A 23,104-nucleotide genomic window follows, 5' to 3' on the forward strand; every position below is an offset into this window, starting at 1 on the left:
GCACCTGGCCCACGAATGCCGCACCATCACCGGTTGAACCTGATTGACGCAATCAGGTTGGGCTCGATACCGTGGACAGCACGCTCCAGGGTCATCGATAAGCCATGGAATACGCTATGCCACTAGCTAATCCACGCCGAGTTCGCCTATCGGGTGGCACCGAGCTCGCAGTCGAGATCGCAGGGAACTCCGCACAGCCGACGGTGCTCCTCCTACACGGTTTTCCGAGTTCGGCGCGCACCTTCCGGAACATCATTCCCGTGCTGTCGGAAACCGCTCACGTGATCGCGCCCGACCTGCCGGGGTTCGGCCGATCCGATGTGCTGCCACACGTATCGTTCTCCGCTATCGCCGACGCGATATCCGAACTGCTCGAACGACTGTCGGTGGGTCCTCGCTGCATCTATCTGCATGACTTCGGGGCACCAGTCGGACTGGACATCGCCATGAACGCACCGGACCTGGTCTCCGGCTTGATTGTTCAGAATGCCAATGCCCACAGCACAGGCCTGGGCCCACAGTGGAGCGACACCTTCGACTACTGGGCGGATCCGAATCCAGGCAACGAGGCCGCAGCCACCGCCCATCTGACGTTCGAAGGAACTCGCGACCAGTACATCGCCGGGCTACCCACGGAGGTGGCGGCCAGGATCGATCCGGAGGTATGGGCAGAGGACTGGCGGGTTATGTGCCTACCAGGCCGAATGAACACCCAGCATGCGCTGATCGCCGACTACGCCCATCACGTGGCACGGTTCGACAGGATCGCCGACTACCTGTCGGCTCGGCAGCCGTCCGCCCTGATGCTCTGGGGGCGCCACGACGCCTACTTCGAAATCGCCGAGACGCTTTCGTGGATGCGGGCGCTGCCGAGGATGGAGGCGCACATCTTCGACGCCGGCCACTTCCTCTTGGAAACGCATGCAGCGCAGGCGGCGAGGCTGATAGCCGAGTTCATGGCGAGGCATGCCAACTAGGCGCACGATCAAGATCTGGCGTGATCGCCTGGATCGAGTATGCCGCGTGAAAGCGGACGGCATCGGTGTTCGGATACAGGAGTCGCGCGCTACCTAGCTTCTTCGACCAGGAGGTTTGATGGCGGCGGGGTCGCCCCCTAGCGGTGGAGGCGACCGCGTCCGGATTGGGCACGGTGCCACGTCGATTCAGTGATCTCCAGGGGTCGGCACACCTCGTTGTTGTGTTCTTGACCGGTTCCGCCGTGCCGGTTATGCGTGACAGTGGCATGTCGTAGCCCGATCCGCGTCGTCGGCCGGTTCACCGGATTCGGTTTCATCAGACGCCGGGTGCCAGTCGAAGGGGAAGTGCTTGCTCGAGCCACCGAGGTGCTCGTGGGACCAGTCGAAGCCGACCGCGTGGTCTCGCTTGACGACTCCCCACGTCGCAACCTGGCCTGGGCCGACCTCTGCCCCAGGTGCATTGGTTGTGGTCACCCGGCGACTCGTATCGGACGTCGGGCCGGTCAAGGCCTCCACCAGCAGGTCGACCTTGCCTGGTATCTCGGCACGCCAGTAGGCGAGGTCATCGGCAGCGTCGAATGTGATGGGGGCGTACTCGATGCCACGCAGTCCCTCGATGAGGCTGGCGAACTCTGCCGGCCAGCCACCCACTTCGCCGGTGAAGATGCGCTCGAGCGCCTGCCGCTGATCCGCGTCAGCTTTCGAGTCGATGTAGAACATCAATTTCATCATCGCGTTCGGGTCGCCGATCCACATGTTGCCTGCGAACTCCCCGAGAGAAACCACGCTGAGACCCGCCAGGTCGACATCGCGAAAATGCCCTTCGCGGATGTGCCACACCAATGTGAACAGGCAGTCTCCGTGGGTGGGCTCCTGGGCGAAGCTGCATGGGCATGGCAACTTGCAGCTGCACACGTCGAACCAGTCGCCGCGCAGACGCCAGTCAACCTTCGCCGATGAAGTGGTCATCGATTCACTCCCTTCCAGTAATACCCTAGGGGGGTATCGGACGAGAGGACGGTAACACTGCTCTGCGCGACGCACAAGTACCCCTGGGGGGTATGAAGCCGCTATGGGTTCAGGGCGCTGGCTCGGGCGGCACATTTCACCCAAACAGGTGCTCGACGAGCCGACCGCGCCAACGGCGCCGCGCGCTCATACGCCGGACGTCGGCCCCGGGGCGATCCAATCTGACCGTCATTCGCGGACTTCGACAACGCCATGGGCGCCCCGGTCGGCGTCGACCATCGCGTGCGACACGAAGGGGTAATTGCCGGGCTCGGGGAAGCTCAACTCGGCAAAGCCGCCCTGCGAGGGGAACAGCCCCAGCGTCTGGGAACCGCCGCCTCCAGGCCTGAGCCGGTAGGCGCCTTCGGCCCACACCGAGTCGAACTGTCCGCCGACCACATGGAACGCCGTGCCACGGTTGGGCCCGGCGGCCAGTACCCAGAACCGGACCCGATCGCCTACCCGGGCGGTCAGCGGGGCATGGTCGTACTGCTGGGCGTAGCCGTTGAACACCACCAGATCTGGGGTGTCGGCGGCGACCTTGGCGGCATCGGCCTCACCGCCGCGGGCTCCCAGGTACAACTCGGACTGCACGATCAGGTACTCGCGGTCGACCGGCGGCAGGCCCGGGGGGTCGATGATGACGGCACCGAACATGCCGTTGGCGACGTGTACCGACATCGGCATGCTGGCACAGTGGTAAAGCCAGACACCGGCCCGCGTGGCGGTGAACCGATAGACCAACTGCTCACCGGGTTCGATGGTGCGCATGGGTCGATCGGGTGCCAGTGATCCGGCATGGAAGTCGATGGAGTGGCCGATCGTGCCGTCGTTGATCAAGGTGATCTCGAAGACGTCGCCGATCCTGCCGCGCAGCGTCGGCCCGGGTGCGGTGCCACCGAAAGTCCACAGCCGCTGCGTGATACCGGGGGAGACTTCGCGTTCGACTTCGGTGACTTTCAAGGTCACCCGGCGATCGACGATCCCTGCGGCGGGCAGGTTCGGGTCGCGCGCGGCGAATCCGGGGCCGGGAAGGGTTCCGAGACTCCGGGCGATGCCCGGCGCGGTCAGGGAGACGTCGGGAGCGTGGGCCGCTGGATCGTGCTCGGGTCCACCGACCGGCGCAGTTCCGATCGCCTTGATCGTCAACGTCATACCCATCTGTCGGTGCCCGGCAATCGAGCACCATCCGTGCACGTCGGAACCGATGACGCCGGCATCGAGCACCGCCGTGACACCCGGCGCGATGCGATCGGTGCGGGCACCGTTGGACAGCACCAGATCATGTCGATCGGTCCCGGTGTTGTCGAAGGTGATGCGCAGCCGATCGCCGGCGGCGACGGAGATCGTGTCGGGCACGTAGCGCATACCCTCCACCCGGACCTCCACTTCGGAGGTGTGACCGGTCGGTGCGGGCGATACCTCTGGTGCAGTGGCGCTTTCGCGGGTGGCTGGATCGACGGCGACCCCCGCGGCGACGGCCAGGATCACGACGCCGAAGCCGGCGGCGGCCACCCCGAGTCGTTGCCGCAGCGGTGCCGGTTCCGGTCGTCCCGGTGTCGAGGGCACACCGCTGTTGCGCTGGGCGAACCAGGCCGCGCGCGCCAGAAGCGGCAGGAACGCGCCGTAGGCCACCAACACCAGCGCCGAGGTCGCCACGCGAACCAGGCCGGGGACGGGCAGCACACATATCAGCAGCCCGGAATTGGCCACGCTGAGCCGCCAGGGCGCACCCTTTTCCAGTACGGCACTGGCTGCCAACGCCGACGCGCGACCACCCATCACCATCGGGACCAGATACGCCAGCGAGCCGAACAGGACCTGTACCAGGAATCCGGCCAGCAGTGCCGGGCCCGCGGCGGAGGCCCTGTCGCTCGCCGCAATCCAGTTCGGCGCGGTCAGCAGCCCGACCGTGAGGTAGGCCAGTGACCCCAGCAGCCACGCGACACCGCACAGCACCGACAGAGTGGGGAAGTCGGCAGGCCTCTTGCGCCGCACCTCGTCGATGTGCGGCCACAACACGAATCCCACCGAGGCAAGGAAGCCGAGGGCTCCGGCACCGATGATCTGCGCCGAACCCAGAATCGCGCCGGCGACGGCGATGGCCAGGCTCAGCACCAGGGCGGGCAGGCCCCGGCGGGCGGCTCGCTCGACCCCGTCGGCCAGTCGGGTGCGCAACATCGTCGGCCACAGCGTGACCAGGGTGCCCAACACCGTCAAGCCGACCCAGCCGAACAGGTTCAGTACCGTGTGGGCGGTGCGAAATCGCTCTGCCAGGATTCCCGGCAGCGCCGAGTTGGCCATCGCCACACCGAGACCGGCGCCGACGGCCAGCAACGCCGCTGCTGCGACGTAGTAGTGCACCGTGACACTGAATCGAGCAGGCAGAGCCACGCGCAGGAACCGCACCAGATCGACGGCGTGCACGAGAGCGACGGCGGCGACAGCGATGCCACCCACCGACACCACCGGCCACCAACCGCCCAGCATTCCGGTGATGACGGTGACCGCGCCGACATTGAACACCAGCAACCGGATCACCTGCCCCGGGTAGGGCGGATCCGGGCTGCGCCGCAACAACGCATCGGCGAAGTGCCGGCTCCAGATCAGGATGGCGTTGCTTGCAGCACCGAGGCCGAGCAGGTGGACCAGCAGCCAACTCGACAGCGGGAGGAACGGCTGCGCGACCGCCACCACGACCAATGCGACGAGCCAACCGAAGACCACCGACCCGGCGCGCAGGTGCCAACTGGAACGCTTCATGCCGCGACCTGCTCGTCCCGGCGAAGCGCGGAGGTCAGGCTGGCAAGCACCGCAAAGCCGCCAGGGATCAACAGCAGTGACCCCGCCGGGCTCCCGGATCGCTTCATGGTCTCTTCCTTTGGGGCACAACCGGATCGGGAAGGAACAGTCGACATGCGCCGGGTTCGGCGAACGGGATCAGTTCGGGTTCGGTGGCGGTGATCGCGCCGGCGCGCTCGAGCACTCCGTCGATGATGCCCAGATGCACCTGGCAGACGATGCCGGGGTAGCGGCGCGCCGCTTCCAGCAGCGGGCAGCTGCGCAACGCGATGCTTCCGTCCGGATCGTCGGTGTCGGGGCCGAAGCCGAGGCGGGTCAGCACGGCGAGCACCGTGCCCCGCGGGTCGTCTGTGGCGGCGGCGTCATCGCACAGTTCGTGCCCCCAGGTGATCCCGGCGGCTCGCGCGTCGCGTTCGGGGTCCGTGCTGGTGCGGGCGAGGTGGCCCGCCAGCGCGGTGGCCAGCCCGGCGTAATCCTGTGCGGGCAGCGTGGGGTCGGCTGCCGACGGGCGGTACAGCGCAGCGGGCCGTCCACGCTTGGTGGGTGTTTCCGAGACGCGTTCGACAAGACCGTGTCCGGTCAGTGCGTCTAGGTGCTCGCGGACGGTGTTGGGGTGCAGGTCGAGGCCGGCGGCGACGGCGGCGATGCGTACCGGCGCGTGCGCGCGGACGTAATCGAGCACACAGAAGCGTTGCCGGGACAGCGGCGGATACCCGGCCAGGGTCGGCGTCGGCAGCGGCCCCAGAGTGGGGCCCTCTTTATTCACGGAATTTACTGTAGTAAATTGGAGCTGTTGAGGCCAGCGGCGGGACGACATGCCCGCGATGCAACGAATAGGAGGCCGCGATGTCTGTCAACGAGGTGATCGTCTCGTCCACAGCTGCCGACGCCGAGGCGGTCGAGACCATCAAGAACCACCACGCGCAACTCGCGGGAAGCCTCACCGCCCTCACCGAGGCGATGCTGACAGCGGCCGAGCGAGGCGGTGACCTCGGGTCGGCCCGCGCGGCGACCGTGCAGTTCGTCACCGAGCAACTGCTGCCGCACGCCTCCGCCGAGGAGGACGCGCTGTACCCGGCTGCTGCCCGGGACGAGCGGGCCCGGCCGCTGATCGAATCGATGATCGCTGCGCACCGGGTCATCGGGGCCCTCGCGGAGCGGATTCGCAGTGAGCCCTCGGGGCTACGTGCGACCGCTGCGGCCGAAGCGCTCCGGGTCGTCTTTGATGCGCACCTGGCCGACGAGAACGAGCGGATCTTGCCGATCGTGGCTGCCGACCCCGGTGTCTCACTGGCCGATGTGACCCACGGTATGCATGAACTGCTCGTCGAGCATGCACATGCCGAAGCCGGTCACAACTGTGCCTGCGGTGCGGTCGAGACCGATGATCCGGTGCTCGATGTCCGCGAAGTGCCGCATTCCATCAGGCACGCAGCAGTTTTCGGAGCCTTCGATGCGGTCGAGGTGGGTAGGGCGCTGATCTTGGTCGCCCATCACGATCCCATCCCGTTGTTGCATCAGCTACGCGAACGCACCGACGGTCGGATCCGCATCGACTATCAGGAGCGCGGCCCGGAAGCCTGGCGGCTGCGCTTGACCAAACTCTAAGGGCGGCAGTGCGAATGGCCACGGCACCTCGGCCAAGGGACCAATGCCCCTACCCACAGTGCGCACCGGCGGGTTCGCTTGATCGTGTGAGCACGACAGGACCGCCAACTCGCGCACTCGGCCCGCAAGGCGGGTCCGGCACGGTCGTTGGTCTCGCCGCGGGGGTTTTCGCAGTGATCCTCGCCGTGGTGCTGGCTGTTTCGGGACACCAGGTCACTGTCGAGCACGCGGCTTCCGGCGAGACGCGCACGGTCGATATCGCGTTGGACGGGATGCGGGTGCGACCCGGCACGCTGGAGGTGCCCGCCGGCACCCGACTGGTGTTGCGGGTGACGAATCTCGAGGCGGTCCCGCATGATCTACGCCTGGACAGTGGTGAGCGGACGCCGAGCCTCGGCCGGGGCGAGACCGCGCTGATCGATGTCGGACCGGTGGACTCGGATCGTCGTGCCTGGTGCACGGTGGCGGGGCACCGCGCCGCCGGTATGACGATGACGATCCGCGTCACGGGCGCGCCCTCGCATGGCATCTCCGCTCCGGACCCGGTGCACGATGAAGCCGCCGCCGCCTCGGAACTCGATCCGGGCGCCGCGCCGTCGCCGGGATGGGTTCCTCGTGACGCCGCGCTGCCGCCGGCGTCCGGGACCGTCCACCACCTCGAATTACGTGCCGTTGAACAGGAATTGGAGATCGCTCCGGGGCGACGGGAACGCCGATGGACCTTCGCCGGCACCGCGCCCGGGCCCACACTGCGCGGGCAGGTGGGCGATCGGTTCGAGATCACCTTGATCAACGACGCGCCGATGGGCCACAGCATCGACTTCCACGCCGGTGCACTGGCACCCGACGAGCCGATGCGCACCATCGAACCGGGGGAGCGCCTCGTGTACCGGTTCACTGCGCACCGCGCGGGGGCCTGGCTCTACCACTGCAGCACCATGCCGATGTCACAACACATCGCCAACGGCATGTACGGCGCGGTGATCATCGACCCACCCGATCTTCCGCCTGTGGACCGGGAGTACTTCCTGGTCAGTGCACAGCTCTACCTCGGCGCGGCGAGCAGCGACGCACAGGTCGACAAGATCCGCACGGACCGCCCAGATGGCTGGATGTTCAACGGGATGGCCGCCCAGTACGACCACGCGCTATTGACCGCGCGCGTCGGCGAGCGGGTCAGGATCTGGGTGATCAACGCAGGCCCCGGTGGCGCCACCGCGTTTCATGTCGTCGGCGGCCAGTTCGACACCGTCTACCGCGAAGGCGCCTGGGTGTTGCGCCCGGACGACCGTGGGGGCGGCGCGCAGGTGCTGGACCTGGCACCTGCCCAGGGCGGATTCGTCGAACTGAGTTTCCCCGAACCCGGGCGGTACCCCTTCGTCGACCACGACATGGTTCACGCCGAGAACGGCGCACACGGCGTGTTCGAGGTGGGAGAGCCGCGGTGATCGACATCTGGACGGCCGTGCGCTTCCTGCACGTGCTGGGAGCCATCATCTGGGTGGGTGGCCAATTGACCGTCACGGTGGTGGTGCTGCCGATGGCACAGCGGCAACTCGTCGCGTCCGATCGCGCCAACGTCATGCGCGCTGTGGGCAAGCGGTTCGCGCTCATCACGGCCGCGGTGTTCCTTCCGGTTCAAATCGCCACCGGTGTCCTGCTGGCCGTCCACCGCGACGTCACGTGGGCGATGCTGCTGGAACCCGGCTACGGCCGGGTGCTGATGGCCAAGGTGCTGCTGTTCGCCGCGGTGATGGCTGCCTCGGTGGTGCACGGTATGGCGCAGGCCCGTCGCCGGCCCCGCGCGGCCAGGGCCGCATCGATCGCCTCGCTGGTCGGGTCGCTGGGCATCGTGCTGCTCGCCACCGCACTGGTGGGCTGAGCGGGAGTCGGCGCGACCTGGCGACGTCGAGCGACGGCGTCCACATCTCACCGAAGCGTCACAGTGACGTAATGGCGGTGATCGTCGGGGATGGGCTCCGGTGGCGAAAGTGCCGTTGTGTCAGGCTATTTGGATGTTCCCGCGTGGCCGATGGGGGCTGAACTCGCGTCCGCGTTCGTTGGGCCGCCCGACGCGCGTCCATCCATAAGGATTTGCACAATATCTCGTGTGGCGTCGCAATGAGTTTTGCCCTCCGGTGCAGTCTGATCTGCATGGGCAAACTCATCTATGGCTTCAACGTGTCGGTGGACGGGTACATCGCCGACGCACAAGGCAGCATCGACTGGTCCGATCCGAGCGAAGAGAAGAACTGCACCAGTACTGGAACGACTTCGAGCGGGAGACCGCGCTGTCGTTCTACGGGCGGCGGCTCTACGAACTGATGTCGGCGTACTGGCCGACTGCCGACAAAGCCCCGGACGCCACCCCTTTGATCGTCGACTTCGCGCACATCTGGCGCGACATGCCCCAAGGTCGTGTTCTCGCACACCCTGGAGTCCGTCGACTGGAACTCCCGCCTGGAACGCGGCGACCCGGTCGAGGTGGTGAGGAAGCTGAAAGCCGAAACCGACGGCAGGCTGGAGGTGGCCGGCGCGACGCTGGCCGCACCGATCGTGCAGGCCGGACTGGTGGATGAGTACCGGATCGTGGTCGCGCCCACCGCCGTGGGCGGTGGCACACCGTTCTTCCCGACACTGCCGTCATGGATCTCGCTGCGACTGTTGGAGAACCGCACCTTCCCGGGGGGTGCGGTCCTGCTGCGCTACGAGGCGACACACGACTGATCGACATGCACAGCCAGGTGACGTGCGGATGCACCAGCAGTTCGGCGAACTGCTACCCGGGAAACTCGACGACCCACTTTCTGAACCGGAAAGCCCTGCGCAGGAGAGTAATTCGGCTAGCCGGCGTCGTTTACGCCCATCAGTCCCACGCCACCATTTCGTCACCGTGACGTTAATCCGGCCACGTGGGCACCAGTCGGAGCGGTAGGCGGCACTCAATCGGGATCGCATATCCGGCACTGGCCAGGCGGTCACGGAACAGCCTTGGCAGGCGCTGTCAGGTCGGTCGACGGCACCGGCTGGGTGCGGGAGCCGCGCGCCGGCGAGCGGCTGACCGAAGTCGGCCAGGTCTTCCGGATGGCGATGTACCACGAGAACTACGGGGGCATGCACTACGAGGTGGCCAACCGGGTCGAGGTCTTCCAGCCGCCGCACGCGATTGCGTGGCTGCCGGGCGAAGGCGCTGATGACGCCAACCTCGACTTCGGCGGCTGGATCTGGCGCTACGACCTCGAGCCGGTCGGCGACGACCGGACGGAGGTCACGCTGACGTATGACTGGTCGGCGGTGCCGCAGGCCATTCGCGAACACATCGGGTTCCCGCCGTTCGACCCGCAGCACCTCGACAACTCGCTCAAGCACCTCGCCGGGCTGGCACAATCTCGACCGTAGGAGCCGCCGCGTAATCCGTCACTAAAGGCTTTGTAGCACAATGCAACTCGCTACCTTTGACTGGTAACGGTGCGTGCTCGACAGGTGCGAGTTGCGGGACGGGTACTCGACAATCAGTACGGCGACCGCCGACGGTCACCATCAGGTCGACAGCGGTTAGGGCCGGTAGACGTCAGCGCGGTGGTCCACTCGGACGATGAAGACGATGCGAGCAGCGTCGTCGATTCGATAGAGCACGCGGTAAGGCCCACGACGGGCACTGAACAGACCCGCCAGGTCGTCTCGGAGCGGCTTGCCGACCCGGCGTGGCTCACGGGCTAGATCGCCGAAGGCGAACTCGACAACGGCCGACAACACGCGAGGCGGAAGCGTGTTGAGCCCGCGTCGCGCTGTGGCGGTGAAACGAACCTCGAAGGCGGCGGACGGCCCTCCGAGATCGGTCACGACCGGTGCTGTTGCGGAACGCCGAACTCAGATCGGATCTCGCCTTCGCCATACGTTTTACCTGCGGCGATGTCGGCATCCGCCTCAGCGATCGCGTCGCGAATGCCGGGCTGCGACAGCCAGTACAGGGTTTCTTGCAACGATTCCCATTCTTCGAAACCGATCAGCACTGCAGCCGGCGAACCGTTTTTGGTGATCGTCACCTGGTCTTTCGTCAGCGTGACGGCATCGACGAACTCGTTGAGTTTGTCCTTGAGCTTCGAGATGGGCAAGATCTGCATGAGACCAGTGTAGGCCGTAATTTCAGCCGATGCTAGGCCTAAATTTAGGCCTAGTTAACTGGTAACGGTGCGTGTTCAAGAGGTGCGACTTCCTTCGTAGCCCGCCTTGAGGGGGAGTGGTTCTGCTCAGGTTTAGATTTGCCAACAACGGCACCCGCCCTCGTCAACCTGGAGCTACTTGCAGGGTGCCACCGCCACTGCGTGTTAGGAGAGCAGTTCTTCCAGCAGTTCAACGGATTGGAGCTGTTGGCAGACTTCGGTCGCCCGTTGGGTGCCGGCCAGGCCGATGTGCAGTGGCTGCCACTTCGAGGCCATGTCCGCGGTCGATGTCGCCGCGGCCCATGAGTAGACCGCGAATAGCCGGTATTGCTGCCAGGCGTCGTCTTCGGTGAGTGTGACGCCGGCCTCGCAGAGGAGTCTGCAGTAACGGCGCAGCCACTCGCGTTCGTTGGCTGTTCGCACCTGGAGGGACGCGGTGGGAGCTTCGGGTGACGTCCGAGGCGTAGACTCTTCGACGGCGCGGATCCGCATGGCGACGATCCTCGCCCGCTGCCCGATGGCACGGCCGGGTACGGAAAACGAGATCTGATAGTCGAAAACAACTGTGTCGCAGCAATTTCCATGATCCGCCTACCTGGCGGCAAATCGTCACTGTGACGTATTGAGGGGAATCCGACGGGAAGCGGGACCGAGGTTACACGCGGCCGAGGTGCGAGTCTTTTCATCCGATGCAACTCGCCGTAGTTAAAATACCGATAAGCCACATTATGTCAACTAGAGTGCGCGCTATTGCACTGTTGCCCAACGGCTTTCATCTCTGGCATCCATCCAGCTTGAGGCCATCGACGGCCGCTGATCAGTGGTCCGGGTGCGTTACCGCACGTAGGTCCAGCTGGGGTATCCCGGAGAAGTCACCTGGGTTGCACGTGTACAACGGCACACCGTGCGCGACGGCACTGGCCGCAATGAGCGCGTCGTAGGCCCGTGCGGCCGGTTTGCGGCCCGAAGTACGCAAGGCGGCAGCGACACCCCCAAACGCCCGCGCACTCTCGGCGCCGAACGGAAGGACCTCGAAATCTGCCTCGGCCTGTTGCAGGTGTTGCTGACGCGCGCTACGTTCCGCATCCGTTCGGGCGACATTCGGCCCCACAGACAACTCAGCCAGGGTTATCGCGCTTATCACGGACTCGTTCGGCAGTTCGTCCGGATCCAACAGGCGGCCGAGCAGAATCACTGTAGACGTGTCGAGCATGCCTCTTGACTGGTCGACCGATGCGGTCACAGTGATGGGTCCATCACGCTGTCCACATCCGAACGCAACGTCTCCACATCCACGCGCGGCAGGTTTCGGCGACGGCGAATGAGTTCAGTCGGACTGACACTGCGACGTGGCAGCGGGTTCAGTTCTGCCACCGCCGCGCCATCGCGCGTCACCACAATCCGCTCGCCCCGCTCCACTCTGCGCAGCACTTCCCCACCGTGGTTGCGGAGGTCGCGGACGGTCACTACCTCGGTCATGCATAAATCGTATCACCGGTGAGACACACCCCGCACGGGCTAACAGCAAACTTCTTCGAGGCGTTGTCGTCCACATGCAACCACCGACCCGATACCGAATAGCTCGCAACTACCCAGATGGCGCAGCGCCGCCACGGTGGGGCTGACCCTGAATTACTCCTCAGGAATACGGCAGGATCGAATATGGCGGGCTACCTGTAGAGTACGGCGTATTCGTCACTCGCCCAAGCGATTTCACACTACGCAGTGGTCGTACTTGCATGTCAGTCGAGGTCGAACGCGTGCCGAATCGCCGTTGTCAGCATTTCCTCTTGATCGGGGAGGAAGAACCCGATCTGGCGCCCCAGTGCCGCAACCGGGATTGTGACGATGTTGTCGACGCTGACGACGGAATCTTTCTCGAGTCCGTTACGTACACCTACGGGAACTTCAGTCGACAGGCCGCGAACTGTTCCGGTTATCGGCGCGACGGTGACTCTGGTTAGGTGGGGCCGCACAAGTTCCCGGGTCAGGATTAGAACCGGACGCCCCTTATCAAGTTGGGCGGCGTGAATTGGTCTCAATCGATATCCAGTTCGAAGGCAGCGGCTTGAGCAGCGAGCGCGTCAAAGTCATGATCTGCTGTGGTCCGCTCGGCGAGAATCGCCGCATCGCGGGCAGCGATCAGCCGGCGTCGCTCACGTTCGAGTGCTTTGAGGACAAACGATGCGCGGCTCTCGACGTGCCGTTGGTCCACTTCCCCGTCAATGAAATCGACCACCTCGTCCGGTAGCCGAACGGCAATCTGCTTGCTCATGACGTCATGGTACCGATGTGGGATGCGAAGTGCTACCGCAACGTGCCGACGGTGTCGATGACTAAGCGAACAAACTTCAGACGGATCGTCGCGAAGACGCGTCATCCAATGACGCGGAAGCGACCCCTTCAATCACGCCTCCCTTTGCCGCATCTCGACTGATGCACTGTCACGAAATCCGGAGGAATACGACCGGATCGAATATGGCGGGTTACCAGTAGGCCATTGCGTATTGCTCTGTGGCGCAGCATATTCGAAGAGTTGCTGCTGCCCCGCCCTGCTCAGATAGTGCCCCGTTCCAGAACCCATTGGTGCCGGAACGGCAGTACCTCTGCAGCGATCTCAAAGTCGGCGTCATAGTGGATCAGCGTCACGTCATGGGCATCGGCAATGGCGGCGATCAGGAGGTCGGCCATACCGACAGCACGGTGGCGGCCGGTGCTGGCCAACTGCCGTTGGGCGCCGAGTGCCGTCTGCCAATGTTCGTCATCGGTTGGCAGGTATTCGTAGGCCAAACGGCGGTCTGACCAGAGTTGTTCATAGTCCGCAGGATTGCGGGCGCTGTATAGCGCCTCGGCGTCGAGTTGAGCTGTGGTGGCGACCAATCCGGCCTCAACTAGTGGTGAGAGCCTGGCGGCAACCTCAGGGTGCGTCATCCGTGCTGCTGCACTGGTATCGATAAGGTGCCGAGCGATCAGCGCCACACTTCACCACGTTGATCGGGATCCGCCATCTCCCCTAGACCGCCGGCCTGTAACCAGGCGACCTGGCGTGCGCGAGCAGATGATGCTGCCGCTTGCTGCAATGCGATCCGTACCGTGTCCGACACGCCGGATGTCTTGAGTTCTTTCTGTGCGGCAGCCAGCAGGTCGTCGTCGAGATCGATCAAGCGCTTAGTCATTTCACCTGGCCTCCAACTGTATATACCAAATGCCGACTCAGTATATACCCCCGTTTGGGTGGGTGCGGGACGCATGTGAACCCCGGAGCGGAATATGCATAAATCGAATACGAAGGGTCACCAGTAAACCACTGCTTAGTCCTCTGCCGCCCCAACGGCTCTCGCCCTGTTCAAGCTGGCGGTTTCCACGACGCGACCCGAGCTTGTCGATCGCGCATCGAGTTTTGCGACAACTACACGCGACGAAGTCTTAGTCTCTCCCGACGAAGACGACACGGTGGGCCGCGACAGCACACACGGGAACGGGCGCGTGCCAGGCGGTCATCGCACACCAGGACACGCATCCGACGCTATGGAGAAAGAGGTGCCGGAAATGAGCCCCACCGCCGAATTCGACTTCGTCATCGTGGGAGCAGGCAGTGCGGGCTGCCTGCTCGCAAATCGGCTCAGCGCCAACCCTGATCACCGTGTGCTCTTGATTGAGGCAGGCGGCAAAGACAACTATTTCTGGATCAAGGTGCCGGTGGGCTATTTGTACACAATTGCCAACCCACGCACCGACTGGTGCTTCACGACCGAGGCTGACCCAGGTCTGGCCGGCCGCAGCATCCACTACGCGCGCGGCCGCGTAATCGGCGGCAGCTCGTCAATCAACGCGATGATCCATATGCGCGGACAGGCCAGCGATTACGAGCTGTGGGCGCAAGCCACCGGTGACGATCGCTGGCTTTGGGGCGGCCCGGACGGCGCCGGTGAGACTCTGTCAATCTACAAAGAGTTGGAAGACTATTTCGGCGGAGCCGACGAGTGGCACGGCGCCGGTGGCGAAATCACTGTCGAGCGACCGCGGGTTCGCTGGAAGATCTTGGACGCCTGGCAGGCCGCCGCCGCCCAGGTGGGCATCTCCCCGATCGACGAATTCAACCGCGGCGACAACGCCGGCAGTGCGTACTTTCATGTCAACCAACGGCGCGGCCGTCGCTGGTCGATGGCCGATGCTTTTTTGCATCCCGTCGCCCACCGACCAAATCTCACCATCTACACCCACACCCAGGCCTTGAAGCTGCTGATGGACGACCAGGTCCACAAAGATCAACGTCGTGGTGCCTGGACCTCGGCTCAGCACCGCGCCACCGGCGTGCGGCTGCTCAAAGACGGCCACATCATCGACGTCCAGGCCCTCCGGGAGGTGATCCTGAGCGCCGGAGCGATTGGGTCGCCGCAACTCATGCAGGCCTCGGGTCTGGGCCCGGCCGGGCTGCTCACCCAGCATCACGTGCCGGTGGCCGTCGATCTGCCGGGCGTTGGCGAGAACCTCCAGGACCACCTGCAGCTGCGAACGGTCTACCGGGTGCGGGGCGCCCGGACCGTCAACACGCTGTACCGCAACTGGATCACCCGTGCAGGCATGGGACTTCAGTACCTGGTGATGCGCTCAGGCCCCATGACCATGCCGCCCTCCACGCTGGGCGCGTTCGCCAAGAGCAGCCCCACGCTGGCCAGTCCCGATCTGGAGTGGCATGTGCAGCCCTTGTCGTTGGCCAAGTTCGGCGAACCACTGCACCGCTTCGGAGCGATCACCCCCTCGGTCTGCAATCTGCGACCCAGCTCGCGGGGTCACGTGCGCATCGCCGGCGCAGATCCGTTGGCCTACCCGAAGATCGCGTGCAATTACCTGTCCACTGACGCCGATCGTCAAGCCGCCGTGCGCGGCCTCCGGATGACCCGGCAGATCATGGCGGCGCCGGCCCTGGTCCGCTACTGCCCAGAAGAATTGCTTCCCGGCCCGCAACTGGTGAGCGACGAAGACCTGCAGCAGGCGGCCCGTGAACTCGGTACAACCATCTTTCATCCGGTGGGTACCTGCGCGATGGGAGCCTTCGACACCCGCGGTCTTCCGCGGTCGGCCGCCACGGTGCTAGACACCAACTGTCGCGTATACCGCGTCGCCGGCCTCCGAGTGGCTGACGCTTCGGCGATGCCCACCATTACTTCCGGGAACACCAACGCGCCAGTCATGCTCATCGCAGAGCGTGCAGCGCGGGCGATCCTGGGAATGAGTCGGTCAATTCCGAGACGTGCCGGTTCGGAATAAACTCCGCGCCCGGTGAACTTGGCTCAGGAGTCTTCCCTTCCCCGACTCAGGAGCATCCATGACCCGTCCCGTCCGCGTCGCCGTGCAGATCCAGCCCGGCGGCACGCCCGATTACCGCACATGGCGCGAAGCGGTCCTGGCCGCCGACGACCTCGGCGTCGACGTGATCTTCGGCTACGACCACTTCCACCGCCCCGCGATGAAGGGCATCGTCGACGGCAAGCCCGTCATGTTCGACGAGCAGCCCGACGTCGCCAACTTCGAGGGGTGGACCGCGCTCGCGTCGTGGGGCGAGATCACCTCACACGCCGAGATCGGGCTCCTCGTCACCGGCGTCGGCTACCGCAACGCGGACCTGCTCGCCGACATGGCGCGCACCGTCGACCACATCAGCGGCGGCCGGCTCATCCTCGGCCTCGGCGCGGGCTGGTACGAAAAGGACTACACCACCTACGGTTACGACTTCGGGACCTTCGGCTCCCGCTTCGACCTGTTCGACGACAGCCTGATCCGCATCGAGAACCGGCTCGCTGCACTTATCCCCCCGCCCGTGCGGAAGCTACCGATCCTCATCGGCGGCACGGGGCCCAAGCGCTCGCTGCCCGCCGTTGCCCGGCACGCCGACATCTGGCACGCGTTCCAGGATCTCGACGCGTTCCGCAGGTCCAGCGACCGCGTCGATGAGTTGGCAGCGACGTTCGGCCGCAACGGCGCTGAAATCGAACGCTCGACGCTGTGGGAGAACGCCGACAGTGCCGATGCCTTCCGCGAGGCGGGGGTCACGTTGTTCCAGACCGAACTCACCGCCGACAACGGTTACGACCTCACGTCTGTCAAGCAGGTGCTCACCTGGCGGGACAACGGGTGACCACGATCAAGCCGGTGGAGCGAGAGACCGCCACCGCCCCGGCCGCTGGTTCTGGAGCTCGCACGGGACCGTTTATGCAGTAATCGAATATGCAGGGTTACCAGCAAAGCGCGCGGTTTGCGCTGCTGTCCAATGGTTTTCAGCTACCGGGCAAGGCCAAGGAATGCCATCATTGCCCTCTCGACCTCGACGACTTGCTCAGCTGTCAGCCTTCCAACCCGGGCGCGGACGTTCGACCTTCTGACGGTTGTGAGCTTGTCGATCATCACGTCACTGTCGTGGTCGAGTCCTGAAAGCCGGTCGTTTCCGCCGGTTATGCGAATTCGCATCAGCGGAGCATCCAACAGCGCGCTGGTCATCGGAGCAACAGTCACTGAATTGGTGGCATCAAAGAGGTCATCTTGAACGATCACTGCCGGACGCGGCTTCGCCGCGTAGCCGCCCCCAGCTACGGTCCAGATCTCCCCTCGGTTCACTCCTCGTCCCACGGTGTCGAGATCGCCTCAACGAAGTCTTGGTCGTCGCCGCTCTCGTCCGCTCGTGCGACCAACGAAGCCTGGCGATGCGCCTCGGCCGCAAAAGTCTCGGTTCGCACGTCAGGCACCCAGACCTGTAGCGGCCGGAGGCCCCGCTCCCGCATCCGCCGTCGGTACTCGCCGACCCTTTCTCTCACTGCCATGCAACAATGTTACATGTAACGCCTGTTCTGAGGTGCTGGATGATTAGAGCTGGCGAGCCAGCAAACAGGCGCCTCACCTGTGGCTTTCGCTCGACGGATCCGCCTGACCTTCCTGACCATCACGATCAGCCCCGATTCGCGGCACTGCCGCCAGTTGATCCCGCCACCCGAAAGGACTCCAGATGGCCGAGTTGCCACCGCCTCTGCCGACCACCCGTCCGTGAACCATCGCCCGCTATCTCCTTGCAGCGGCAATGATTTTCGCCGGATTCAGTCACCTCTTCTGGGCCCGCGAGGAGTTTCAGGCCCAGGTACCGCAGTGGGTGCCGATGGACGCCGACGGCGTGGTGATGGCCTCCGGCGGAGTCGAGATCACCCTGGGTATCGGGTTGGCGCTGCTGGCGACGCGACCGGGTCCTCGTCGGCTGCCTCCTTGGCGGTGTTCTTCGTGCTGATCTTCCCGGGGCAATCTGGCGCAATACGTCAACCACGTCGACGCCTTCAACCTGAACAGCGATACCAGCCGGTTTGTGCGTCTACTGTTTCAGCCGATGCTGATCGCGTGGGCCCTGTGGTCGACCGCAATCCCGAAGAACAAGCGCTGACACTGGTGCCGGTCAGGCCGAAGTCGCTGACGCAAGTCGCGCGAGCGTATCGATCAGCTGTTCCTTGGTCACCAGCGGAAACTTCACCTTCTCGAGCAGCTTCTTGTCGGTGACCTTCGACCAGTCATAGGTGTGGCGCACCAACGTCTCATCGGGCCCTTGAGATTCCAACTCCCACAGCCACTCCCAGCCGGGAGGCTCAGTGCCCGCAGGCGCTGTCCTCCAGGCCAGCAGCTTGTCTTTGGCGTAACCCGAGACGTGGTTATCGGTCTTGTACTCGCCGCCCATGTGACTGCCCTGCATGTTCATCGTGAACACCTGGCCGACTTCTTGTATCCGATCGGCGTGGTCCACACTGCGGACAAACCCGGAGCCATCGAGCTCCTGATGCCGCTGGGGGTTCGAGAGGATGTCGAAAACCACATCGACGGGCGCCGCGATGGTGCGTTCTACAGTGACCTTTGTGTTGTCGACCTTTGCGTTGTCGCTCATACCTCCACAGTGCCCAACAACGGCGCATTGCTAAACCAGGGTGGACGTGTAACCCCAGGGTCACGTCGCAATTTCGCCAGCGCCGCGGACACCGCAGTGCCACCGTCGAAGCATGGCAGACACATCATTGAAGGACACGACCTCTCTTCTCGCGGCGATGTACGCGGCGGAGGCTCGATATCATTCTTCCTCGAGATGAGCCGGACGTGGGAGTCGTTCGAGATGTTGGAGCAGCGTTTCCTGGCCACCGGCGAGACCACAGTTGTGCTGACCAACGTGCGGGCTCGCGCGCGGCTCACCGCACCTGCCGTTCCCATCCATCTGCCACGTGGCAGTCGCCGGCAACGGCTTTCGGTGGGTACCCACCGTTTGGGATCACTGACCCTTGCAGGGTACGGCCGAACCGGACGACTAGTGGCGGATGCTCCCCCGCTGCCCGTTTACGACTGACCGAGCTGCTCGACGACGTCATTCGGCCTTCGCGGTGAGAGCATCCGTGTCGGTGAGATCGATTCCCGCATAGTGAATGGCGATGAGTCCCTGGCGCTCAAAGTCTTTCAGAATCTTGTTCAGGGAGGGGCGCTGAACGCCGAGCATCGCGGCGAGCGTGCGCTGCGCCAGCGGCACGGAGCCGTCGAGTGATTCGTCGAGCAGCAACTGGGCGACCTGGGCCGACAGGGGCCTGCCGAGCATGGCGACCAGTCTTTCCTGGCCGGCGGAAACACGTTGTGCGACAGACGACAGCCACCGCCGGGCGATGTTGGGGCGAGTTGCCAGCAGGTTTTCGAAGGCGGGACGGTCCAGATACAGGCAGGTGCAGTCGCCGAGAGCCCGCGCGGTGTAGGCCATGGGCATCGCCAGGAGCAGCGGAATGTCGCCGTCGACGTCACCGGTGCGCAGCACATCGACGACCACTCGCCTGCGCCCGGAACCCACCGCGAGTTCGATGCGCCCCTGCCGGACGATCCAGACCCCCGTCGACTGATCGCCGGCGGCGAAGAGCACCTCCCCGGAGGCGAACTGTCTCGCTGCCAGGGTCCCGGCGAGTGCGCTGACGTCGTCGCGAAGCAGGGGTGCGGCAGGGCCGCGGCCGACGCATCGGGCGACCCAGGCGGCGTGACGAATCTGGAGATCGCGGGGGCTCTCCCCTCCGGCGATCGCGCGCATGGCATGTCGGATAGGGCCGTTGCGGTCGGGCATGGACTCCCCCTTCGGTCGTGAGGTCGATCCTGTCACCGTGCTGACATTCCTCAGTGATCAGTGTCAGCGTGCTGACATTGATCGCCTAGGGAGACGGCGCCGCGGGTTCTCTGCGGAGTTGGAACAGTGGGTCCAATCTTCAGGAGGAGATCAAGATGGCTACAGCATCCAGAGAATCGGCAAATGCGAGGCTCGGCGCAGGAGTTGGCGGTCGGGGGGTTGTCACCTCGGCGGTGTGGGGAGCTGCCGCCGGCGTTGGCGCGTCGCTGGTTATGGCGATGTATGCGATGGTCGCGGCGTTGACCTATCAGCACACGGGTTTCTTCACCCCGCTCTACCACATCGCGGCGACGCTGGCGCCGGGCGACGCGATGATGGAGTCGATGCAGTCCGCCATGGCCGGCAACTCGTTCACCTTCGTGTTCGGTCCTGCCGCTCTCGGTGCGTTCATTCACATGATGGTGGGCGCGGCCTATGGTGCGATGTTCGGTGTGGTTGCGCGGCTCCTGCGTTGCCACGGAGCGGTGCTGGTGGCGGCGGCCGTGGCGTGGGGGCTCGTGGTGTTCGCCATCAGCTCCTGGGTGGGTCTGCCGGTGGCGGCGTCACTGTTGGGCGGCGGCGATCCGATCCGCGACATGGCCGCGATGGTCGGCTACCAGACCTTCATCGCCGAGCACCTGCTGTACGGCGCTGTGTTGGGACTGCTGCTCGCGGCACCACAACGCAACCGCCGCTGATTGTTCCTGCGGGGTCGAACGCTCCGCAGCACAGTGCCGGCCGCACTGGCGGTCGGCACTGTGTTGCGCTTCGCCATTAACTCTGCTGATGTCACTCCGCAAAGAAGGTCATCTCGATGACAGATCTGTTCGAATCGTGTGGCGATGTGCTTCGCTGAGAGCATGACAACTGTCGATGTGGGAACCGTCATCTCTCCACGCCAACTGCACGCGATCGACGGCGCCGAGGTATCGCTGCCCGACGCCGACCGAATGGTGCACCTTCAGTTCCGCCGATTCGCCGGGTGTCCGATCTGCCACCTGCATCTGCGTTCGATCGTCGCGCACCGCGACCAGATCTCTGCGGCAGGCATCGTGGAAGTGGTGGTGTTCCACTCGTCAGCCGACGCATTGCGCAAATACCAATCCGAACTGCCCTTCGCCGTGATCGGCGATCCGCAGCGCAACCTCTACCGGGAGTTCGGCGTGGAATCCTCGGTGACGTCGGTCGCCCATCCCCGCGCTTGGCTCGCGGCGGCGCGTGGCGCCAGGAGTCAACGGTCGATCACGTCGGGTTTGGGGCGCGGGGAAGATCATTTCGGTCGGCCCGCCGATTTTCTCATCGGCTCAGACGGCCGGGTGCTGGCCCGCAAATATGGGACGCACGCCGACGACCAGTGGTCGGTGGACGAAATCGTCTCTCTCGGAAAACAATTCAGTGGTGAGGGAACTGCACCGCAGAAGTAGTTTCCCGCCCGCGGCCGGAAGTGCCGTCACAGGACCAGATGGTCCCGTGTCAGCGCGATTCGCGTCCGAGCATTCGTGACCACCAGGGCCGACGACCGCTGTCGGCGCTTCCGCCAAGTATTTCCGTTGCCTGCGAACCGAACTCGGTCGCGACGGCGTTCACGACGTCTCGCACACTGGGGTTGACCAGCGCCGTCGTCCCGACGAACACCGTGGGAACCGTTTCGTCACCGCCGGTGACGGCACGCACCCGTTCGGCAGCGCCGGGGTCGTCCCAGATGTTGATCTCCGTCGTCGCGATCCCGCGCCGTCGCAGTCCTCGGCGCAGACGGCTGCAGAACGGACACCCCGGGCGCCACAACACCTCGACGCCATCGACATGGCCCGCATCACTCATTCCGTCATTCTCCCTCACCGACATGCAGAAAACTCAGCGTTCGACGTCTGCCGTGCGCCGACGGCGAACGATCCGGCGCCATCCGAAAACCCCAGCGGCGCCGATGATCACAACGAGAACCCCCATGATCGGTAGAATGCCGGCAGAGCCCACGGCAGACGACATCACCTGCTGGATTCGCGCGGCAGCCTCGATGAGCGGGTCGGAGGCGTCGGCGCCGCCGATCACTCGGAGCTCGTAAACGCCGTAGTACGCGACGTAGGCGCCGGCTGCGACCAGCAGAACACCGCCGATTCGTGTCAGATAGCCTGTCGCGCCTCGGAGCCAGGTCGTGACCGGCGCGGCCGCCAACGCGATCGCGGTCGCCAGCACTCCCACCAGCAACGCCATGCCCGCGGCGTAGGCCAGGTAGGCGATGAGGCCTTCCACTACCGAGCCGGTCCGAAAGGTCGAGCCGGTGACCGCGAGGAACGGGCCGATCGTGCAGGACAACGAGGCAACCGCGTAGGCCATCCCGTAGCCGAACATCGAGCCCAGCCGTGCCGTCGGCGCGCCGCTTCGTGACTTCGGGAGGAGCAGGGTCACCTCTCGGCCGCTCAGCATCCAGGCGCCGAGCAGGAGCAGGGCGGCCCCGATCACGACGGTGAAGACGGGCAGATACTGCTGGATCACCGCGGTGAAGGGCGCCAGGATCAGCGCAAAGGATCCGAAGACGACAAGGAATCCGGCCGCCATCATCGCTGTGGCGGCAAGTGCGCGACCCACCGCGGCGACGCGGCTGACAGACGCGCTGCCCTCGCCGGCGACCACCAGCGCGAGATAGCCTGGGAGCAGCGCGAAACCGCACGGATTCAGCGCCGCGACCAGCCCGGCAGCCATCGCGAAAGCGATAGTTCCACTGTCCATCAGGCGCCGAGGAGGGTGGCGACCCTGGTGCTCAGCGCAGGTTCGGACAACGAGCCGCGGACGACGTCCACGGCTCCGTCTGCCGTGACGAACGCGAACGCCGGCTGCGCCGTGATACCGAAGCGCTGCCATACCGCGCCGTCGACATCGGCGAGGTTCGTGAAGAAGTCGATGTCGTATTTGTCGGCGAACTCCCGCATCGCCGGCTCCTGGTCCAGAGCTGCCACCCCGACGAACGTTGTTTCGGGATTGGCCCGCGCGACGGTGGCGACGTCGGGTGCCTCTCGCTGGCAGGTGGGGCACCACGGCGCCCAGAACCAGAACACGGCGGGCTTTCCGGCCAGCGTCTGTCCGGAGAATTCCTGCCCGTCGATGGTCTTGGCAGTGAAGTTCAATTCCGCCGGGACCGCCGCGGCGCTCACCGGCGCCGACTGGTCAGCGGAGGTCGCACTCGATGTTGCCGAAGCGGAGTCGCCGCCGGTTCCGCCGCAGCCTGCAACCAACCCGACCGCGGCGCCCAGCACCGCCAGCGCGTACCTGATCTGCACCTGCAAGCCCCTCATGTCTCGTGTGGATGCGGTAACACAACCAGTATCGCCTCAAGGACGGCCCGATCTTTGTCATCGAAATGACAGTTTCACTTCCGAGGCGAGTACGGCTTGACT

The 23,104-nt window shown here is 64.9% G+C and carries 28 protein-coding genes and 2 pseudogenes; 11 read left to right on the plus strand and 19 right to left on the minus strand.

Annotated features, from left to right (window positions below; all coding sequences use genetic code 11):
* The first annotated feature begins 116 nt into the window (after positions 1-116).
* Complete coding sequence (locus tag H7I57_RS07100; protein WP_264022671.1) at positions 117-977, plus strand: alpha/beta fold hydrolase; 861 nt, start codon at positions 117-119, stop codon at positions 975-977.
* A 249-nt stretch (positions 978-1,226) separates the two neighbouring features.
* Here the strand turns inward: H7I57_RS07100 and H7I57_RS07105 are convergent, their stop codons facing one another.
* The 3 genes from H7I57_RS07105 to H7I57_RS07115 form a co-directional block, all read right to left on the minus strand.
* Entirely contained in the window at positions 1,227-1,946 is a 720-nt protein-coding gene (locus H7I57_RS07105) for a DUF1326 domain-containing protein (RefSeq protein ID WP_308204321.1), read from the minus strand.
* A gap of 228 nt (positions 1,947-2,174) precedes the next feature.
* Positions 2,175-4,748 carry a multicopper oxidase domain-containing protein gene (locus H7I57_RS07110; RefSeq protein WP_264022672.1) on the minus strand — a complete coding sequence of 858 codons (2,574 nt, stop codon included), beginning with the start codon at positions 4,746-4,748 and terminating at the stop codon, positions 2,175-2,177.
* Positions 4,749-4,851: 103 nt separating this feature from the next.
* Positions 4,852-5,553, minus strand: coding sequence for a helix-turn-helix transcriptional regulator (locus H7I57_RS07115; RefSeq protein WP_264022673.1), 702 nt, complete (start codon positions 5,551-5,553; stop codon positions 4,852-4,854).
* 80 nt (positions 5,554-5,633) lie between these two features.
* On the opposite strand from H7I57_RS07115, the gene H7I57_RS07120 reads away from it, so the two are divergent.
* From H7I57_RS07120 to H7I57_RS07140, 5 genes and pseudogenes are all read left to right on the plus strand, one after another.
* Positions 5,634-6,395 carry a DUF2249 domain-containing protein gene (locus H7I57_RS07120; protein WP_264022674.1) on the plus strand — a complete coding sequence of 254 codons (762 nt, stop codon included), beginning with the start codon at positions 5,634-5,636 and terminating at the stop codon, positions 6,393-6,395.
* A gap of 86 nt (positions 6,396-6,481) precedes the next feature.
* Positions 6,482-7,843, plus strand: a complete 1,362-nt coding sequence (locus tag H7I57_RS07125) for a multicopper oxidase domain-containing protein (protein ID WP_264022675.1) — start codon at positions 6,482-6,484, stop codon at positions 7,841-7,843.
* Positions 7,840-8,277 (plus strand): hypothetical protein, encoded by a 438-nt coding sequence (locus H7I57_RS07130; protein WP_264022676.1) that lies wholly within the window; start codon positions 7,840-7,842, stop codon positions 8,275-8,277. The genes H7I57_RS07125 and H7I57_RS07130 overlap by 4 nt, the downstream gene beginning before the upstream one ends.
* A 272-nt stretch (positions 8,278-8,549) precedes the next feature.
* Positions 8,550-9,122: pseudogene (locus H7I57_RS07135) on the plus strand (dihydrofolate reductase family protein).
* 264 nt (positions 9,123-9,386) lie between these two features.
* Positions 9,387-9,794, plus strand: coding sequence for an SRPBCC family protein (locus tag H7I57_RS07140; protein WP_264022677.1), 408 nt, complete (start codon positions 9,387-9,389; stop codon positions 9,792-9,794).
* Between the two features lie 156 nt (positions 9,795-9,950).
* Here H7I57_RS07140 and H7I57_RS07145 read toward each other — a convergent pair whose 3' ends face one another.
* From H7I57_RS07145 to H7I57_RS07185, 9 genes are all read right to left on the minus strand, one after another.
* The gene (locus H7I57_RS07145) at positions 9,951-10,238 is read right to left on the minus strand and encodes a type II toxin-antitoxin system RelE family toxin (RefSeq protein WP_264022678.1); all 288 of its coding nucleotides are present in this window, start codon (positions 10,236-10,238) and stop codon (positions 9,951-9,953) included.
* Positions 10,235-10,519, minus strand: coding sequence for a type II toxin-antitoxin system Phd/YefM family antitoxin (locus H7I57_RS07150; protein WP_264022680.1), 285 nt, complete (start codon positions 10,517-10,519; stop codon positions 10,235-10,237). The genes H7I57_RS07145 and H7I57_RS07150 overlap by 4 nt, the downstream gene beginning before the upstream one ends.
* A 204-nt stretch (positions 10,520-10,723) precedes the next feature.
* On the minus strand, positions 10,724-11,050 hold the full coding sequence (locus H7I57_RS07155; protein WP_264022681.1) for a hypothetical protein: 327 nt from the start codon (positions 11,048-11,050) through the stop codon (positions 10,724-10,726).
* 325 nt (positions 11,051-11,375) lie between these two features.
* Positions 11,376-11,801: a type II toxin-antitoxin system VapC family toxin gene (locus H7I57_RS07160; RefSeq protein ID WP_264022682.1), complete on the minus strand. Its 426-nt coding sequence runs from the start codon at positions 11,799-11,801 to the stop codon at positions 11,376-11,378.
* On the minus strand, positions 11,798-12,037 hold the full coding sequence (locus H7I57_RS07165) for a type II toxin-antitoxin system Phd/YefM family antitoxin (RefSeq protein ID WP_264022683.1): 240 nt from the start codon (positions 12,035-12,037) through the stop codon (positions 11,798-11,800). Before H7I57_RS07165 ends, H7I57_RS07160 begins: the two co-directional genes overlap by 4 nt.
* A gap of 263 nt (positions 12,038-12,300) precedes the next feature.
* Complete coding sequence (locus H7I57_RS07170; protein WP_264022684.1) at positions 12,301-12,600, minus strand: type II toxin-antitoxin system PemK/MazF family toxin; 300 nt, start codon at positions 12,598-12,600, stop codon at positions 12,301-12,303.
* A complete protein-coding gene (locus H7I57_RS07175) occupies positions 12,597-12,833 on the minus strand; it encodes a YlcI/YnfO family protein (RefSeq protein WP_264022685.1) in 237 nt (78 codons plus the stop codon). The genes H7I57_RS07170 and H7I57_RS07175 overlap by 4 nt, the downstream gene beginning before the upstream one ends.
* 281 nt (positions 12,834-13,114) lie before the next feature.
* Positions 13,115-13,537, minus strand: coding sequence for a PIN domain-containing protein (locus H7I57_RS07180; RefSeq protein WP_264022686.1), 423 nt, complete (start codon positions 13,535-13,537; stop codon positions 13,115-13,117).
* Positions 13,528-13,722, minus strand: coding sequence for a DUF2191 domain-containing protein (locus H7I57_RS07185; RefSeq protein WP_308204322.1), 195 nt, complete (start codon positions 13,720-13,722; stop codon positions 13,528-13,530). The genes H7I57_RS07180 and H7I57_RS07185 overlap by 10 nt, the downstream gene beginning before the upstream one ends.
* A gap of 385 nt (positions 13,723-14,107) precedes the next feature.
* Between H7I57_RS07185 and H7I57_RS07190 the strand changes: the two genes are divergently transcribed.
* Positions 14,108-15,829: a GMC family oxidoreductase gene (locus tag H7I57_RS07190; RefSeq protein ID WP_264022688.1), complete on the plus strand. Its 1,722-nt coding sequence runs from the start codon at positions 14,108-14,110 to the stop codon at positions 15,827-15,829.
* 58 nt (positions 15,830-15,887) lie between these two features.
* On the plus strand, positions 15,888-16,697 hold the full coding sequence (locus H7I57_RS07195; RefSeq protein ID WP_264022689.1) for an LLM class F420-dependent oxidoreductase: 810 nt from the start codon (positions 15,888-15,890) through the stop codon (positions 16,695-16,697).
* 143 nt (positions 16,698-16,840) lie between these two features.
* On the opposite strand, the gene H7I57_RS07200 is transcribed toward H7I57_RS07195, so the two are convergent.
* The gene (locus H7I57_RS07200; protein WP_264022691.1) at positions 16,841-17,173 is read right to left on the minus strand and encodes a type II toxin-antitoxin system PemK/MazF family toxin; all 333 of its coding nucleotides are present in this window, start codon (positions 17,171-17,173) and stop codon (positions 16,841-16,843) included.
* The gene (locus H7I57_RS07205) at positions 17,170-17,376 is read right to left on the minus strand and encodes an antitoxin MazE-like protein (protein WP_264022692.1); all 207 of its coding nucleotides are present in this window, start codon (positions 17,374-17,376) and stop codon (positions 17,170-17,172) included. Before H7I57_RS07205 ends, H7I57_RS07200 begins: the two co-directional genes overlap by 4 nt.
* Positions 17,377-17,603: 227 nt before the next feature.
* Between H7I57_RS07205 and H7I57_RS34045 the strand changes: the two are divergent.
* A pseudogene (locus H7I57_RS34045) lies at positions 17,604-17,981 on the plus strand (DoxX family protein).
* Between the two features lie 12 nt (positions 17,982-17,993).
* Here the strand turns inward: H7I57_RS34045 and H7I57_RS07215 are convergent.
* Both H7I57_RS07215 and H7I57_RS07220 read right to left on the minus strand, forming a co-directional pair.
* Positions 17,994-18,473, minus strand: coding sequence for an SRPBCC family protein (locus H7I57_RS07215; RefSeq protein WP_264022694.1), 480 nt, complete (start codon positions 18,471-18,473; stop codon positions 17,994-17,996).
* Positions 18,474-18,941: 468 nt separating this feature from the next.
* Positions 18,942-19,673: a Crp/Fnr family transcriptional regulator gene (locus H7I57_RS07220; RefSeq protein WP_264022695.1), complete on the minus strand. Its 732-nt coding sequence runs from the start codon at positions 19,671-19,673 to the stop codon at positions 18,942-18,944.
* 278 nt (positions 19,674-19,951) lie between these two features.
* On the opposite strand from H7I57_RS07220, the gene H7I57_RS07225 reads away from it, so the two are divergent.
* Together H7I57_RS07225 and H7I57_RS07230 are read left to right on the plus strand one after the other, a co-directional pair.
* Complete coding sequence (locus H7I57_RS07225; RefSeq protein ID WP_264022696.1) at positions 19,952-20,410, plus strand: hypothetical protein; 459 nt, start codon at positions 19,952-19,954, stop codon at positions 20,408-20,410.
* A 162-nt stretch (positions 20,411-20,572) separates the two neighbouring features.
* Positions 20,573-21,136, plus strand: a complete 564-nt coding sequence (locus H7I57_RS07230; RefSeq protein WP_264022698.1) for a peroxiredoxin-like family protein — start codon at positions 20,573-20,575, stop codon at positions 21,134-21,136.
* Positions 21,137-21,185: 49 nt separating this feature from the next.
* On the opposite strand, the gene H7I57_RS07235 is transcribed toward H7I57_RS07230, so the two are convergent.
* The 3 genes from H7I57_RS07235 to H7I57_RS07245 are packed head-to-tail and all read right to left on the minus strand — an operon-like array spanning position 21,186 to position 23,002.
* Complete coding sequence (locus tag H7I57_RS07235; protein WP_264022699.1) at positions 21,186-21,533, minus strand: glutaredoxin domain-containing protein; 348 nt, start codon at positions 21,531-21,533, stop codon at positions 21,186-21,188.
* A 33-nt stretch (positions 21,534-21,566) separates the two neighbouring features.
* Positions 21,567-22,442 (minus strand): cytochrome c biogenesis CcdA family protein, encoded by an 876-nt coding sequence (locus tag H7I57_RS07240; RefSeq protein ID WP_264022792.1) that lies wholly within the window; start codon positions 22,440-22,442, stop codon positions 21,567-21,569.
* On the minus strand, positions 22,439-23,002 hold the full coding sequence (locus H7I57_RS07245) for a protein disulfide oxidoreductase (RefSeq protein ID WP_264022700.1): 564 nt from the start codon (positions 23,000-23,002) through the stop codon (positions 22,439-22,441). The genes H7I57_RS07240 and H7I57_RS07245 overlap by 4 nt, the downstream gene beginning before the upstream one ends.
* Positions 23,003-23,104 lie beyond the last annotated feature (102 nt).

Origin of the sequence: Mycolicibacterium pyrenivorans (assembly GCF_025821625.1) — a bacterium.
Lineage (GTDB): Bacteria > Actinomycetota > Actinomycetes > Mycobacteriales > Mycobacteriaceae > Mycobacterium > Mycobacterium pyrenivorans.

What these genes read in the sequence shown, in the direction of transcription:
- H7I57_RS07225 (WP_264022696.1), top strand. Translation starts at nt 19,952, where the DNA reads ATGTATGCGATGGTCGCGGCGTTGACCTATCAGCACACGGGTTTCTTC.
- H7I57_RS07220 (WP_264022695.1), bottom strand. Translation starts at nt 19,673, where the DNA reads ATGCCCGACCGCAACGGCCCTATCCGACATGCCATGCGCGCGATCGCC.
- H7I57_RS07120 (WP_264022674.1), top strand. Translation starts at nt 5,634, where the DNA reads ATGTCTGTCAACGAGGTGATCGTCTCGTCCACAGCTGCCGACGCCGAG.
- H7I57_RS07195 (WP_264022689.1), top strand. Translation starts at nt 15,888, where the DNA reads ATGACCCGTCCCGTCCGCGTCGCCGTGCAGATCCAGCCCGGCGGCACG.
- H7I57_RS07165 (WP_264022683.1), bottom strand. Translation starts at nt 12,037, where the DNA reads ATGACCGAGGTAGTGACCGTCCGCGACCTCCGCAACCACGGTGGGGAA.
- H7I57_RS07205 (WP_264022692.1), bottom strand. Translation starts at nt 17,376, where the DNA reads ATGGCAGTGAGAGAAAGGGTCGGCGAGTACCGACGGCGGATGCGGGAG.
- H7I57_RS07245 (WP_264022700.1), bottom strand. Translation starts at nt 23,002, where the DNA reads ATGAGGGGCTTGCAGGTGCAGATCAGGTACGCGCTGGCGGTGCTGGGC.
- H7I57_RS07235 (WP_264022699.1), bottom strand. Translation starts at nt 21,533, where the DNA reads ATGAGTGATGCGGGCCATGTCGATGGCGTCGAGGTGTTGTGGCGCCCG.
- H7I57_RS07110 (WP_264022672.1), bottom strand. Translation starts at nt 4,748, where the DNA reads ATGAAGCGTTCCAGTTGGCACCTGCGCGCCGGGTCGGTGGTCTTCGGT.
- H7I57_RS07105 (WP_308204321.1), bottom strand. Translation starts at nt 1,946, where the DNA reads ATGACCACTTCATCGGCGAAGGTTGACTGGCGTCTGCGCGGCGACTGG.
- H7I57_RS07215 (WP_264022694.1), bottom strand. Translation starts at nt 18,473, where the DNA reads ATGAGCGACAACGCAAAGGTCGACAACACAAAGGTCACTGTAGAACGC.
- H7I57_RS07190 (WP_264022688.1), top strand. Translation starts at nt 14,108, where the DNA reads ATGAGCCCCACCGCCGAATTCGACTTCGTCATCGTGGGAGCAGGCAGT.
- H7I57_RS07230 (WP_264022698.1), top strand. Translation starts at nt 20,573, where the DNA reads ATGACAACTGTCGATGTGGGAACCGTCATCTCTCCACGCCAACTGCAC.
- H7I57_RS07175 (WP_264022685.1), bottom strand. Translation starts at nt 12,833, where the DNA reads ATGAGCAAGCAGATTGCCGTTCGGCTACCGGACGAGGTGGTCGATTTC.
- H7I57_RS07150 (WP_264022680.1), bottom strand. Translation starts at nt 10,519, where the DNA reads ATGCAGATCTTGCCCATCTCGAAGCTCAAGGACAAACTCAACGAGTTC.
- H7I57_RS07100 (WP_264022671.1), top strand. Translation starts at nt 117, where the DNA reads ATGCCACTAGCTAATCCACGCCGAGTTCGCCTATCGGGTGGCACCGAG.
- H7I57_RS07155 (WP_264022681.1), bottom strand. Translation starts at nt 11,050, where the DNA reads ATGCGGATCCGCGCCGTCGAAGAGTCTACGCCTCGGACGTCACCCGAA.